The organism is Noviherbaspirillum denitrificans, assembly GCF_002211445.1.
Taxonomy (GTDB): domain Bacteria; phylum Pseudomonadota; class Gammaproteobacteria; order Burkholderiales; family Burkholderiaceae_D; genus Noviherbaspirillum; species Noviherbaspirillum denitrificans.
Map to the genome: position 1 here is coordinate 2862519 of NZ_LSTO01000001.1, position 13687 is coordinate 2876205.

Genomic DNA, 13687 nt, shown 5'->3' on the forward strand with positions numbered 1-13687 from the left:
AGGCGAATTCAGTCATGTTGGTCTTGCCGACGATGGCCGCGCCGGCGATGCGCAGGCGCTTGACGACAGGCGCATCTGCTTTGGCCGGCGGCGCGTCGCGCAACACGGTCGAGCCTGCAAGCGTCGTTTCACCGGCGATGTCGACCAGGTCCTTGATCGACACGGGCAAACCGGCCAGCGGCGAGATTTCGATGCCTGCTTCCCGCATCCGGTCGGCGTGCTCGCCGGCTGCGCGGGCCGCCTCAGGATAGAGCCGGGTGAAGACTGACGGGAATTTTTCCGCCTCCTCGAGACTGACTTCCACCAGCGAGTACCGGGAATAGCGGGCGAGGGCAGGGATGGATTTGGCGGTCAGCGGATTCATGCGAGGATTCTGGAGTGTGGATCAGCCCGGAAACAATAGCACAGCACGCCTCGGAGCATGAAATGCAGTGCCCGCCGACAGGTGCATTGACAGCCTGCCAAGCTGCGGTGACGCGGTATAATCCCGGTTTCCGTTTTAACCCGCAACCACGCCGTGCCCCTCACGGCCGCGCTGCCTCATTTCTCTAGCCGCCATGTTGATTCTGCCGGGCTCCAATGCCCTGTCTGCCTTCCGTACCCAGCGTCTTTTGTCACAATTGCAAGCGGTCGAGCCCGCCATCATCGGCGTGACCGGCCGCTTCCTGCATTTCGTCGATGCCGGCGCCGATCTCAGCCAGGACGATACCGGCCGCCTGAATGCGCTGTTGACCTACGGCGAACCGTTCAAGGCTTCCGCGGACGGCGATGAATTCGTGGTCATCCCGCGCTTCGGCACGATTTCCCCATGGGCGAGCAAGGCTACGGACATCGTCCACAATTGCGGCATGACGCATATCAAGCGCGTCGAGCGTGGCGTGTCCTACCACGTGCAGCTCAAGACCGGCCTGCTGGGCGGCGCGAAGAAGCTTTCCGAGACCATGGCCCTGGAAGTCGCCGCCTTGCTGCATGACCGGATGACCGAGGCAGTGCTGCGCAATGCGAACGATGCGGCTGGCCTGTTCCGCGAACTCGACGCCAAACCGCTGGAATTCGTGGATGTCCTCGCTGGCGACCGCGACGCCCTGGCCAAGGCCAACACGGACCTCGGCCTGGCCTTGTCGGAAGATGAAATCGACTACCTGCTCAACGCCTTTACCCAGGCCAAGCGCAATCCGACCGATGTCGAACTGATGATGTTCGCACAAGCCAACAGCGAACATTGCCGGCACAAGATCTTCAATGCCGACTGGACCATCGACGGCGTCAAGCAGGACAAGTCGCTGTTCGCGATGATCAAGAACACGCACCAGCTCAATCCGAAGGGCACGGTCGTCGCCTACAGCGATAACTCGTCGATCATCGAAGGCGCATCGGTGATGCGTTTCTATCCGAACGGCGCCAAGAACGGCAACGTCTACGAGGAAAAGGAAGAGCTCACGCACATCCTCATGAAGGTCGAGACGCACAACCACCCGACAGCGATTTCGCCGTTCCCGGGCGCGTCCACCGGCGCCGGCGGCGAAATCCGCGATGAAGGCGCGACCGGCCGCGGCGCCAAGCCGAAGGCGGGCCTGACCGGCTTCACGGTGTCCAACCTGATGCTCACCCACGCCGTGCAACCATGGGAAAACGCGCGCGATGCGACCGAGCCGGTCGGGGAGCGCGAGCACAAGGGGCAGTGCGGCATCTACGGCAAGCCTGACCGCATTGCCTCGCCGCTGCAGATCATGATCGACGGCCCGATCGGCGGCGCCGCATTCAACAACGAATTCGGCCGTCCCGCTCTCGGCGGCTACTTCCGCACCTACGAACAGAAGGTCGACGGCAAGGTCTACGGCTATCACAAGCCGATCATGATCGCCGGCGGTATGGGCAACATCTCCGCGAAGCACACGACCAAGCATGCGCTGCCGGTCGGCAGCCTGCTGATCCAGCTCGGCGGCCCCGGCATGCGCATTGGCATGGGCGGTGGCGCCGCATCGTCGATGGCCACCGGTACCAACACCGCCGACCTCGATTTCGATTCTGTCCAGCGCGGCAACCCGGAAATGGAGCGCCGTGCACAGGAAGTCATCAACGCGTGCTGGGCGATGGGCGACGACAATCCCATCCTCTCGATCCATGACGTGGGCGCGGGCGGCTTGTCCAATGCCTTCCCCGAACTGACCAACGACGCCAAGCGCGGCGCGGTGTTTGACTTGCGCAAGGTGCCGCTGGAAGAGAGCGGCCTGGCGCCCAAGGAAATCTGGAGCAATGAGTCGCAGGAGCGTTACGTGCTCGCGATCGCGCCGGAAAGCCTGCCCCTGTTCAAGTACCTGTGCGAGCGCGAGCGTTCACCGTTCGCTGTCGTCGGGGTAGCGACCGAAGAGCGCCAGCTAAAGGTGATCGATCCCGAGCACGACAACTACCCGGTCGACATGCCGATGGACGTCCTCCTCGGCAAGCCGCCGAAGATGCACCGCGACGTCGCGCATGTTGAGAACAACTTCCCGCCGGTCGACCTTACCGGCATCACGCTGGAAGACGCCGCGCAGCGCGTCCTGCGCCTGCCTACGGTGGCCGACAAGTCCTTCCTGATCACCATCGGCGACCGCACCGTGGGCGCCACTTCGGTGCGCGACCAGATGGTCGGCCCGTGGCAGGTGCCGGTAGCCGATTGCGCCGTCACAGCGATGAGCTTCGAAGGCTACAACGGCGAAGCGATGGCGATGGGCGAGCGCACGCCGCTGGCGGTCGTGAATGCGGCGGCATCAGGCCGCATGGCGGTGGGCGAAACCATCACCAACATTGCCGCGGCGCCGATCGCCGATATTTCCGACATCAAGCTGTCCGCCAACTGGATGGCTGCCTGCGGCCAGCCAGGCCAGGATGCTGCGCTGTTCGACACGGTGAAGGCGGTTGGCATGGAGCTGTGCCCGGCGCTGGGGATCAGCATTCCGGTCGGCAAGGATTCGCTGTCGATGCGTACGACCTGGAAGGATGAGGAAGGCAGCAAGGAAGTCGTGTCCCCGGTTTCGCTGATCGTGTCCGGGTTCGCTCCGGTGCCGGATGTGCGCCGTGTCTTGACGCCTCAGCTGCGCAAGGATGTCGGCGAGACCGCGCTCATCCTGGTCGACCTCGGCCGCGGCAAGAACCGCATGGGCGCTTCCGCGCTGACGCAGGTGATGCAGCAGATCGGCAGCACCGTGCCCGACGTGGACAGCCCGGAAGACCTCAAGGCCTTCTTCTCGGCGATCCAACAGATCAACGCCGAGGGCAAGCTGCTGGCCTACCATGACCGTTCGGACGGCGGCCTGTTCGCCGCGCTCTGCGAAATGTCCTTTGCCGGCCGCACCGGCGTGTCCGTCAACCTCGACATCCTGGCGATGGAAGGCGAGCATGCTTCCGACTCGGGCGAGGCCAAGAACTGGGCGGGGCAGGTTGCCGAGCGCCGCAATGACATGACGCTGCGCGCGCTGTTCAACGAAGAACTTGGTGCGGTGATCCAGGTTCGCGCGGACCAGAAGTCGGATGTCATGAACGTGCTGCGCGCTTTCAACCTTGGCGCTTGCAGCCACATCATCGGCAAGCTCAACGACCGGGACGCGATCGAATTCACCCGTGATGCCAAGGTGGTCTTCAACCAGCAGCGCATCGAACTGCAACGCCTGTGGAGCGAGACGAGCTGGCGCATCGCCCGCCTGCGCGACAATCCGGCCTGCGCCGATGCCGAATACGACCGTATCCTCGACTCGGCCGACCCGGGTATGACGCCGAAGGTCACCTTCGATCCCCAGGAAGATGTTGCTGCGCCGTTCATCGCCACCGGTGCGAAGCCGAAGGTTGCGATCCTCCGCGAGCAGGGTGTGAATTCCCACGTCGAAACGGCTTACGTGATGCACAAGTCCGGTTTCAGTGCCGTGGACGTGCACATGAGCGACCTGATTGCTGGCCGCGCGAAGCTGGATGATTTCAAGGGTTTCATCGCCGTCGGCGGCTTCTCGTATGGCGACGTACTTGGCGCCGGCGAAGGCTGGGCCAAGACCATCCTGTTCAATGCGAAGCTGGCCGAACAGTTTGCCGGCTTCTTCAACCGTGGCGACACCTTCGCCCTGGGCATCTGCAATGGCTGCCAGATGATGAGCAACCTGAAGTCCATCATCCCCGGCGCGCACGCATGGCCGAAGTTCACGCGCAACAAGTCGGAGCAGTTCGAAGGCCGTTTCGCGATGGTCGAAGTGGCGGATTCGCCGTCGATCTTCTTCTCCGGCATGGAGGGGACCCAGACGCCGATCGCAGTGGCGCACGGCGAAGGTTTTGCGGACTTCTCGCAGACCGGCAATATCGGCGAGGCGCTCGTCGCCATGCGCTGGATTGACAACAAGGGTCAGGCCACCGAAGCCTATCCGTACAACCCGAACGGCTCGCCGCAGGGCATCACCTCGGTGACCACGCCGGACGGCCGCTTCACCGTGATGATGCCGCACGCCGAGCGCGTATTCCGCACGGTGCAGCACTCCTGGCATCCGGATGGCTGGGGCGAGTATTCGCCGTGGATGCGTATGTTCCGCAACGCGCGGAAGTGGGTGGGCTAACAAAAAAGGCGCTCCGTTTGGAGCGCCTTTTTTATCAGGCCTGCTGCCTGGACTGTTTCAGGTATTCCTCGTTGATCGCATTGGCCCGCTGCGGCGCCGGGCGGGCATAGAGCCGCCCGACATAAGCCTCGAATGCACGCCGCTTCTCGATGGACCCGGACATCATGCCCCATCCCAAGGCGGATCCGACATAGACGTCGGCTGCGGTGAACTGCTCGCCGCAGAGGTATGGGCCGTTTGACAACGCCTTTTCGACGGCGTTGATTGTGTCCTCGTAACAGCCGAATCCGATGAAGCCGCTTTTCCCCGGCGGCACCTGCCATCCCATCGACTTTGCCGTGGCGGCGGCCTCCAGCGGGCCGGCGGCGAAGAAGAGCCAGCGGTAATAGATGCCGCGCGCTGGATTGCCAACGGGCGGCGCGAGATTCTTTTCCGGGGACAGGTCGGCGAGGTAGGCGCAGATGGCCGGCGCTTCCGTCACTACGACTTCGCCATGCTTCAGGGCAGGGACCTTGCCCATCGGGTTGACGGCGAGGTAGGCGGTGTCCTTCATCTTCGGTCCGAAATCCATCCAGATGGTCTGGTAATCGGCGCCGGTCTCTTCCAGCATCCAGTGGACGATGCGCCCGCGCGACTGTGGGTTGGTGTAGAACAGGAGTTCGCTCATTATCTTCCTCCATGCGGGTGGGAACAGGACATGCAGGATGACAGGATATAAAAAAAGGCGCTCGATTGAGCGCCTTTTTGTTGATGCATTCGGTTGTTGGGTAAGCCCGATCCATTACTGGATCGGGCTCCCCTAAGAACTGTACGTGCGAGTTTCCCCGCATACAGCTCAAGCCTTTACTGAACCCCTTGCGGAGCCGGCTTCGTTACTGAGAGCTTCAGGTGATGCACCTGTTGGTGACAGACAGGATGGAGCAGGACCCGGTTGAACAGCTGATCACCGCCGCCATGCACACGGTACACGAGGTGATGGTCATGCCACCCGGTTTCCCGGGTGATGGATTCACCGCAAAGTGCACAGCGTCCCCATTGCTGTTTAAGGAGCGACACAAGTTCGTGCCGATGCGAGACAGAGTCCAGCATCGTCGCCGACTTGCGTTCCTCAAAGTAAAACTCGTCTGCGGGATCGAACGGATTTGCATCCGAACGGATCTTCACATGACGCCGGATCTTCGTTTCACTGGCGCGGACCAGTGCACGATACTGTGCCTTCCTTTGTGCTTGTGGCACATCGGTTGGCAGGGTTGCTGCGAACGTCCAATCGCGATTGCCGATCCGGTGAAAGTATTTCTTCTTCACCCATCGTGCGCCCTTGTTCGGATGCCGCCGCTTTGCCCAGCGCCACAGGCTTTGCCATATCAAATGGTCAGCCCGTGAAAACACTGCGCTTGCCACCTGGGACCGGTGGTAGTTGGCCCAACCACGAATGATTGGATTCAACTGCCGGATCAGGTTTTCCTGCGTGGCTGTCTTGTAGACGCGGATGACTCCCCGGACTTTATCCAGGAACGCTTTCACGTTCCCTTTGGACGGCTTGATCAACAGCTTGCCGTTGTACTTGCGTACGTTCCATCCGAGAAAATCGAAGCCATCGTCAATGTGATTAACGCGGGTTTTCTCTGGTGCGAGCACCAGACCTCGTTGTGCGAGAAACTGCACAACGAGGGGTTTGACTTCGTTCTCCAGTAGCTCTTTCGAGCATCCCGTAATCACGAAGTCGTCCGCGTACCTGATGACGTTGACTTGCGTCCGCGCCGCCAATCGAGACCCAGGGGCCCCGAATACTGCTTCCATTGCACCGACCAATCCATCTAAAGCCAGATTGGCCAGCGTCGGAGAGATGATGCCGCCTTGGGGCGTACCAGCCTCCGTTGGAAGTAGCCGGCCGGTTTCAACAACCCCGGCCTTCAGCCATTTGCGTAACACGACCTTGTCCATGGGGACATGGTCGATCAACCATTGATGGTCGATATTGTCGAAGCAACCCTTGATGTCGGCTTCGAGCACCCATTGCGCAGAGAACGATCGAGCCAGCACCTTGTGGCACTGTTCGATCGCATCCGCGGTACAGCGCTCTGGTCGGAAACCATAGGAGTTGCGATCGGCGATGGTTTCCGAGACGGGGAGCAGGGCCAGCAGATACAACGCTTGCATGGCCCGGTCCTTCATCGTCGGAATTCCGAGGGGGCGCAGCTTGCCATTCTTTTTCGGAATGTGCACACGGCGCAAGGGCAGGGGGCGGTACCCCCGACTCTCTAAAGCCCCAATCGCATTACACTTCGCAGTGGGCGTAGACCAAACCACCCCGTCGATGCCCGGAGTGCGTTTGCCCTGATTCTCAGTCACTCGTCGCACGGCTAATGCTTTGCCGCTGAGCGAGCGGGTCAGATACCGTTGCAGGGCCTTCACCCTGCGCCAGTCCCCTTCCTTCGTTGCCTTGGCGATACGAACCTGCATCCCTCTGACATTCCGATTCACCCGCTTCCAGTCGATCTGGAGCCAGTGATCCGGTTTGTCGGAGAATGCAGATTGCACCGTTGAGGGCGCAATACTAGTCATGCTATTCTCCTCATGTGGTTTTAACCAATGAGGCGAACGAAACCCGGTCCCGTGAGGGAACGGAATTCCGTTCCCCCACAGGTCGTAGTTCAAAACGCGGACATTGCAGTGTCCGCGTTTTTCATTTAGAGGGTTACTCAGATCTTTCGCCATGAAAGACCGGATGGAAGTGGGCCTCCTTTCGGAGAGGGTAACGTTCAAACCCCTATACGAGCCATTACAGCCCGCCATTCGCTTTTTCCATCTTCCTCTACCCGCTTCCCCAACAGTTTGCCTTGCGGCGCACCTGCCCCCGAAGGGGCGGAGAGTCGGGCTTACCGAGTTCCACGTCGATGACACGAGTGGGTTAGGCGCTGCCTGTTCGCCGATGGCCAAGACGTCGACGTACTCCCACAATAAAAGGGAGTATCCGGCCATGCACCAGTTTGGTTGAAGCATGTCAGTCACTTTTGCTTCTCAAAGATCACGGCGTTTATCAGCAGTTCACTTACGTTCGCCCTACCACCCAGCCTAGCTCCTCATCCACCTTGTGACTGGCAGAATCCACGCATCCTCTCGCGAGGAATACGCACCCTTGCGGGGGATACATTGTCAGGAAGCTCCGCACGATGCCGTTACCAGCGTCGCACTATCCCTAGGCTACTGTTGGTCGAACAACAGGTCTCGCTACGTCTTCTATTACATGGTCAGACGCTGAGACAATCATCAACGCAGCTTCTAGCGCTGCGTCGCCATTACTGCTGTGTGAGCCAGTAAAGACTCCCCCGAACTGCTTCGCACAAAGTGCACAGACCGGGGATTTCATCACGCGCCGAACTGGCCGCGTAATGGGTGGGAGCATTGGCATCTAGACCGAGTTTTTGCAGACAGAGTCCGCATTTACTCGAGCCAGAGGATTTGCTCTCCCACCTTAGCGGACGTCAATTTGTATTAGCCCGTTGTGTCGTCGTCGGCATCCGGATCGGGGTTCATAAAATACTGTATGACCCCGCTGATGATGACACCGAGTATGAAGACCCCGATGCTGATAAGTGCTATAGCGTAGTCGCTCATTACTTATCTCCTTGACAACATTTTGGGCAAAAAAATACGCCTTGACGGCGCTGTTACCGTAAGCTACGATTTACGAAAATACACTGTAAAATCAATAGCTTACGGGACGCAAGCGCGACTCTCGTCGCACTTACTGGATCTTTGCCTTCTTGCGCAGGTCTTCCTGGTAAGCCTGCAGCTTCTTCTGCTGCAGGGATTCGGCGATCTGCGGCTTCACTTCTTCCAGCGACGGCAGCTTGGCTGCGCGCACATCTTCCAGCTTGATCACGTGATAGCCGTACTGGGTCTTGACCGGTGCTTCGGTGACCTGGCCCTTTTGCAGGGCAACCATGGCGTCGGAGAACGGCTTCACGAAGGAGGCCGGGGATGCCCAGTCGAGGTCGCCGCCGTTGCCTGCGGAACCCGGATCCTTGGATTGCTTGGCCAGGTCTTCGAACTTGGCGCCGCCCTTCAGCTTGGTGATGATTGCCTTGGCGTCTTCTTCCTTGTCGACCAGGATGTGGCGGGCATGGTATTCCTTGTCGCCTGCCTGGGACTTGAACTTGTCGTATTCGGCCTGGATCTCGCTGTCCTTGACCGGGTTCTTCTTCAGGTAGTCCTGGACCAGTGCGCGGATGGCGATCGACTGGCGGGCGATTTCGACCTGGTTCTTGACGTCGGCGGAATTGGACAGGCCCAGCTTGTCGGCTTCCTGGATCAGGATTTCACGGTTGATCAGCTCTTCCTTGACCATCGCGCGCAGCTGCGGCGAGTCGGGCTGGCCCTGAGCGGACAGCTGCTTGATCATGGCATCGGCGCGCGAGGAGGGAACTGGCTTGCCGTTGACCACTGCGAGGTTCTGTGCGAAAGCGGGCAGTGCAACTGCGGTGACGAGCAGCATCAGCAGGCGAGCGGGTTTCAGTGTCATTGTTTTCGTTCCTGGTTACGAGGGATGGAAAATTGTTAATGCGGCGCGCTAGTTCGCTACTTCCGACGGCGCCAATGCGATGATGTTGAGGGCGTGTATATCGCTGGTCATCATGTCACGGAGGCAATCATACACCAGCCGATGCCGCGCCACGCGGTTTAACCCATCAAATCGGTCGGAAACAATGCGGAGGCTGAAGTGTCCTGCGCCCGAGGCGGCGCCTGCATGGCCGGCATGCAGGTGCGAGTCGTCGACAAGTTGACATTCGACCGGTGCAAAAGTTGCGGTCAGCAGGCTGCGGATTTTTTCGATACGTTCGCTCATCGCGGGTCTTTCACATGTTTGGACAGGAAAACACTTTGCGCGACGACGAAGGCAATCATCAGGCCGGTGAAGCCGAACAGCTTGAAGTTCACCCAGACGGAAGTGGGGAAGCTGTAGGCGACATAGAGGTTGATGACCCCCATCGCCGCAAAGAAGGCAGCCCAGGACAGGCTGAGCCGTTGCCATACGGGATCCGGGAGCGAGATCTGTTTTTCCATCATGATCCGGACCAGGTTCTTGTTGAACAGGGTCTGCGCAATCAGGAGCGCCGCGCCGAAGCACCAGTAGAGCACGGTGGGCTTCCACTTGATGAATGTTTCATTGTTGAAGTAGATCGTCGCGCCGCCGAACACGGTGATGATCGCCAGCGATACCCACAGCATGCCGTCGACCTTCTTGCGGCGCAGGAGCAGGTAGCCGATTTGCCCGAAGGTGGCGAGGATCGCAATCGCCGTGGCGAGCATGATAGGCGCTTGCGTCGGAGTGGCGGCGCCGGAGGTCACGCCGGACAGGAATTGCTGGGCGAGGGCTTGCGCCGCGTCGGGATGGCCTTCGCCCCACTTGAACATGGCGAAGAACAGGATGACTGGGAAAAGATCGAACAGGAACTTCATCGAAGGCTGGCTTTCGGTTACTTGGGGTCAAACCGCAGGGAGGCGGAATTGATGCAATAGCGCAGTCCGGTCGGCGGCGGCCCGTCGGGAAACACATGGCCGAGATGCGCGTCGCAAACATTGCACAGGATTTCGGTGCGTATCATGCCATGACTGCGGTCCACCCGCTCGGAAACGTTTGCCGGATCGAGCGGCTTGAAGTAGCTGGGCCAGCCGCAACCGGAGTCGAACTTGGCGTCCGATTCGAACAGCGGCGTGCCGCAGCACACACAGGTGTAGATGCCGTGTTCGTGGTGGTCCCAGTAGCGGCCGGTAAAGGCGCGTTCGGTGGCCGCGTGGCGGGTGACCTGGTATTCGATCGGGTCGAGTTGGTCGCGCCATTCGGCGTCGGTCTTCACTATCTTGTCTCTCATGATGAGCAGCTCACTTCCAGTTGACCGGCCCAGTCGGGCGGGAGGTCGGCGTATCGTTCATTTTCCGGTTGTTCGTCGAAAGGACGCTCGAGAATGGCGAGCAGCTTTGCAACCTCGGAGAAATCTTTATTTTGCGCTTTTTCAATCGCGATTTGGGCAAGGTAGTTGCGCAGCACGTACTTGGGGTTGACCGCGTACATGGACATGCGCCGTTCTACGTCCCTGCTGTTTTCCTGTTTCAGGCGGTTGCGGTACTGCATAGCCCAGGCGTCGAAGGCGGGGCGGTCAATGAAGAGGTCGCGTAGCGGTTCATCCGAGGCTAGATCCTCGATCCTGAGGTCGCCGAGACGGCGGAAGAACAGCGTGAAATCCACGTGGTTCGCCTGCATCAGCGTGAACATGGCCTCGGTGAGCGCGCTGTCTTCCGGCAGCCTGCTCTTCAAGCCGAGCTTGGCATGCAGCAGCTCGTCGAGCTTGTCCTCGTAGGCAGGCTTGTAGGCTTCAAGCGCCGCCTGGGCGTCATCGACTTCGCCGATCAGCGGCAGCAGTGCCTGGGCTAGCGCGAAGCAGTTCCATTGACCGATACGCGGCTGCATGTCGTACGCATAGCGCCCCTGGTGGTCGCTATGGTTGCAGATGTGGTGCGCGTCGAAGGCTTCCATGAATCCGAACGGGCCGTAGTCGATGGTAATGCCGAGGATGGACATGTTGTCCGTGTTCATGACTCCGTGCATGAAGCCGACCGACTGCCATTGCGCGATCACCGCGGCCGTGCGGCGCGTGACTTCGGCCAGCAGCGCCTGGTAGGGATTCGACGCATCGCGTAGCGCGGGATAGAAATTGTCTATCACGTAGTCTGCGAGCTGCTTGAGTTCGTCCTTGCGGTCGTTGTAGTACCAGTGCTCGAAGGAGCCGAAGCGGACGAAGGTCGGCGCCATACGAGTCGCGACCGCGCCGGTTTCGGGCGTTTCGCGCATCACCAGCATGTCGGTGCCGACGACGCACAGCGCGCGCGAGGTCGGGATGCCGAGCGCGGCCATCGCTTCCGAGCAAAGGAATTCGCGGATCGAGGAGCGCAGCACGGCGCGGCCGTCACCCATGCGGGAGTAAGGCGTGAGGCCGGAGCCTTTCAATTGCAGTTCTATACGACCGGCCGGATCGTCGGCGGCAGGTTTGCCCGGAACATCGCCGAGCAGGATCGCGCGGCCGTCGCCGAGCTGCCCGGCCCAGACGCCGAACTGGTGCCCGGAGTAGACCGCTGAGAGCGGAACCGATCCGGGCAGGATGGTGTTGCCGGCAAAGGCTTCCACGAAGCTTTCGCGTGTGAATTCGGATGGATCGAGGCTGATCAGCCCGGCGGCCCGAGCGCTTGCGCCGACCAGATAGGGCGCGCGGATCGGTGTCGGCCGCAGGCGTGTGTAGAAACTCGCCGGCAGGCCGGCAAAGGAATTTTCAAATGGCAATGTTTCCGTCGTAAAACGGAGCAGGCCGGACTCCGGTGCATTCATGTTGCTTCCTTGGGGCGTCGTGCAGGGCGGCGGGTGCGCGCGGATGCCAGTTCGGGAAAGGCGATCTTGCGCAGTCCGTCGGGCTGCCTGATGGATATGCGGCCGTATTTGGTCTGTATCAAGCCGCTTTGTTCCCATGTCTGCAGGAGCTTGGAAATACTCTGTCGCGATTTGCCGAGCAGGTGGCCGAGCTCTTCCTGCGTCAGCGGCACTTCGCGCACGCGCGTCGTTCCCGGGGAATCGAGGAGTGAGGGATGCATATGGGCCAGCTCGAGCAGCCGGCGCGCAAGGCGCTGCTGAAGCGGCGCCACTGCGGCTTCCTCGACCAGGTCGAAAGTTGCGCGCAGGCGAAGGCATAGCATTTTGGCAAAGCGTTCGTAGATCGCGGGATAGGTATCGAGCAGGCGCTTGAATTCGGATCTGGTGTGGAACAGCACGGTTGTTGTCCCAAGCGCGTAGCCGTCGTGAGAGCGCGGCAATCCGTCGAATAGGGATATCTCTCCAAACCAGCTGGGCGCGTCCAGCACGCCGATTGTCGTCGCGTGGCCGTCTTCGGTGGTACGGGCGAAACGGACGGAGCCGGCCGCAATCGTGTAAAAACCGTCCGCTTCCGCGCCGCGCGCATGGAGCAGCGTACCGTCGTCCACCGTGCGCAGATTGCCGCTTGCTGCGGCGTCGGCAATGACGTCTTCCGGGAAGCCGGAAAGCCACGACATGCGCAGCAGGGCGCACTTGTCTATCTCATGCACGAGGCGGATAACCATATCGAATGTTAAGAAGTTGACAGTCTTGTGCGGTGCGATAAGCCGATACTGGATTGACAAGACCAGACCTGCATCACGCAGGCATGACTATTTTGACAGAGAAGAGGAGACATCATATGAACGCCCCTGAAAAGCTGGCGATCCCATCACTCAAGGACAGGGTTTCCCCGGAGGAATGGCAGACCCGCGTCGATCTTGCCGCCTGTTACCGCCTGGTCGCGAATTTCGGGTGGAGCGACCTGATCTTCACGCACATCACTGCGCGTGTTCCCGGCGAGGAAGACCGCTTCCTGATCAATCCCTACGGGATGATGTTCGATGAAATCACGGCGTCTTCGCTAGTAAAGATTGACCTCGATGGCAACAAGGTCGAGGACTCCCCGTTTCCGGTCAACCCTGCCGGTTTCACTATCCATTCGGCGATCCACGCGGTCCGTCACGACGCGCTCTGCGTGCTGCATACGCACAGCGTGAACGGCGTCGCCGTGTCGGCACAGAAGGAGGGAGTGCTGCCCATTTCGCAGCAGTCGATCTTCGTGCTGTCGAGCCTCGGCTACCACAACTATGAGGGTGTCGCGCTCAACGCCGATGAAAAACCGAGGCTGGTGGCCGATCTTGGCGACAAGACCTACCTCATGCTGCGCAACCATGGACTGCTTACGCTCGGCAAGACGATTGCCGATGCCTTTGTCAACATGTATGTCTTCGAAGCGGCATGCATGATCCAGGTGCGCGCGCAGGCCGGCGGCGGTGAGCTGGTCCGGATTCCGGACGCGATCATCAACGGTGCACAGCAGCAGGCGAAGACAGTAACCAAGTCGCAGGGCGGCATGCTTGCGTGGCCAGCACTGCTGCGCCGGCTCGACCGCCTCGACCCATCCTACCGGACCTGAAACCACAACCGACGCAATCCATTTCCGCCGGCAGCCGATGCTTGCCGGCGGTTTCCATTTCACGCACGG

Annotated in this window: 12 protein-coding genes; 2 read left to right on the plus strand and 10 right to left on the minus strand. The window is 60.4% G+C overall.

From position 1 onward, the window contains the following. Positions 1-364, minus strand: a 364-nt coding sequence (locus tag AYR66_RS28400) for an amidase family protein (protein ID WP_272938341.1), incomplete at its 3' end; no start/stop codon positions are given. A gap of 193 nt (positions 365-557) precedes the next feature. Between AYR66_RS28400 and purL the strand changes: the two genes are divergently transcribed. Then, the gene (purL, locus tag AYR66_RS13945; RefSeq protein WP_088707975.1) at positions 558-4577 is read left to right on the plus strand and encodes a phosphoribosylformylglycinamidine synthase; all 4020 of its coding nucleotides are present in this window, start codon (positions 558-560) and stop codon (positions 4575-4577) included. Between the two features lie 34 nt (positions 4578-4611). On the opposite strand, the gene AYR66_RS13950 is transcribed toward purL, so the two are convergent. The 9 genes from AYR66_RS13950 to AYR66_RS13990 all read right to left on the minus strand — a co-directional run bounded on the left by AYR66_RS13950 (position 4612) and on the right by AYR66_RS13990 (position 12725). Beyond that, entirely contained in the window at positions 4612-5244 is a 633-nt protein-coding gene (locus AYR66_RS13950; protein ID WP_088707976.1) for a glutathione S-transferase family protein, read from the minus strand. Between the two features lie 176 nt (positions 5245-5420). Then, entirely contained in the window at positions 5421-7142 is a 1722-nt protein-coding gene (gene ltrA / locus AYR66_RS13955) for a group II intron reverse transcriptase/maturase (RefSeq protein ID WP_088707977.1), read from the minus strand. 930 nt (positions 7143-8072) lie between these two features. Beyond that, positions 8073-8195, minus strand: a complete 123-nt coding sequence (locus AYR66_RS30410; protein ID WP_272938342.1) for a hypothetical protein — start codon at positions 8193-8195, stop codon at positions 8073-8075. 130 nt (positions 8196-8325) lie between these two features. Beyond that, positions 8326-9102 (minus strand): peptidylprolyl isomerase, encoded by a 777-nt coding sequence (locus tag AYR66_RS13965; protein ID WP_088707979.1) that lies wholly within the window; start codon positions 9100-9102, stop codon positions 8326-8328. Between the two features lie 48 nt (positions 9103-9150). After that, complete coding sequence (locus AYR66_RS13970; protein ID WP_088707980.1) at positions 9151-9426, minus strand: BolA family protein; 276 nt, start codon at positions 9424-9426, stop codon at positions 9151-9153. Then, entirely contained in the window at positions 9423-10040 is a 618-nt protein-coding gene (locus AYR66_RS13975) for a septation protein A (protein WP_088707981.1), read from the minus strand. Before AYR66_RS13975 ends, AYR66_RS13970 begins: the two co-directional genes overlap by 4 nt. A gap of 17 nt (positions 10041-10057) precedes the next feature. After that, positions 10058-10453, minus strand: a complete 396-nt coding sequence (gene msrB / locus AYR66_RS13980) for a peptide-methionine (R)-S-oxide reductase MsrB (RefSeq protein ID WP_088707982.1) — start codon at positions 10451-10453, stop codon at positions 10058-10060. Next, entirely contained in the window at positions 10450-11961 is a 1512-nt protein-coding gene (locus AYR66_RS13985; RefSeq protein WP_088707983.1) for a protein adenylyltransferase SelO, read from the minus strand. Before AYR66_RS13985 ends, msrB begins: the two co-directional genes overlap by 4 nt. Next, complete coding sequence (locus tag AYR66_RS13990; protein ID WP_088707984.1) at positions 11958-12725, minus strand: Crp/Fnr family transcriptional regulator; 768 nt, start codon at positions 12723-12725, stop codon at positions 11958-11960. The genes AYR66_RS13985 and AYR66_RS13990 overlap by 4 nt, the downstream gene beginning before the upstream one ends. Before the next feature lie 116 nt (positions 12726-12841). On the opposite strand from AYR66_RS13990, the gene AYR66_RS13995 reads away from it, so the two are divergent. Next, entirely contained in the window at positions 12842-13618 is a 777-nt protein-coding gene (locus tag AYR66_RS13995) for a class II aldolase/adducin family protein (RefSeq protein WP_088707985.1), read from the plus strand. Positions 13619-13687: the final 69 nt, after the last annotated feature.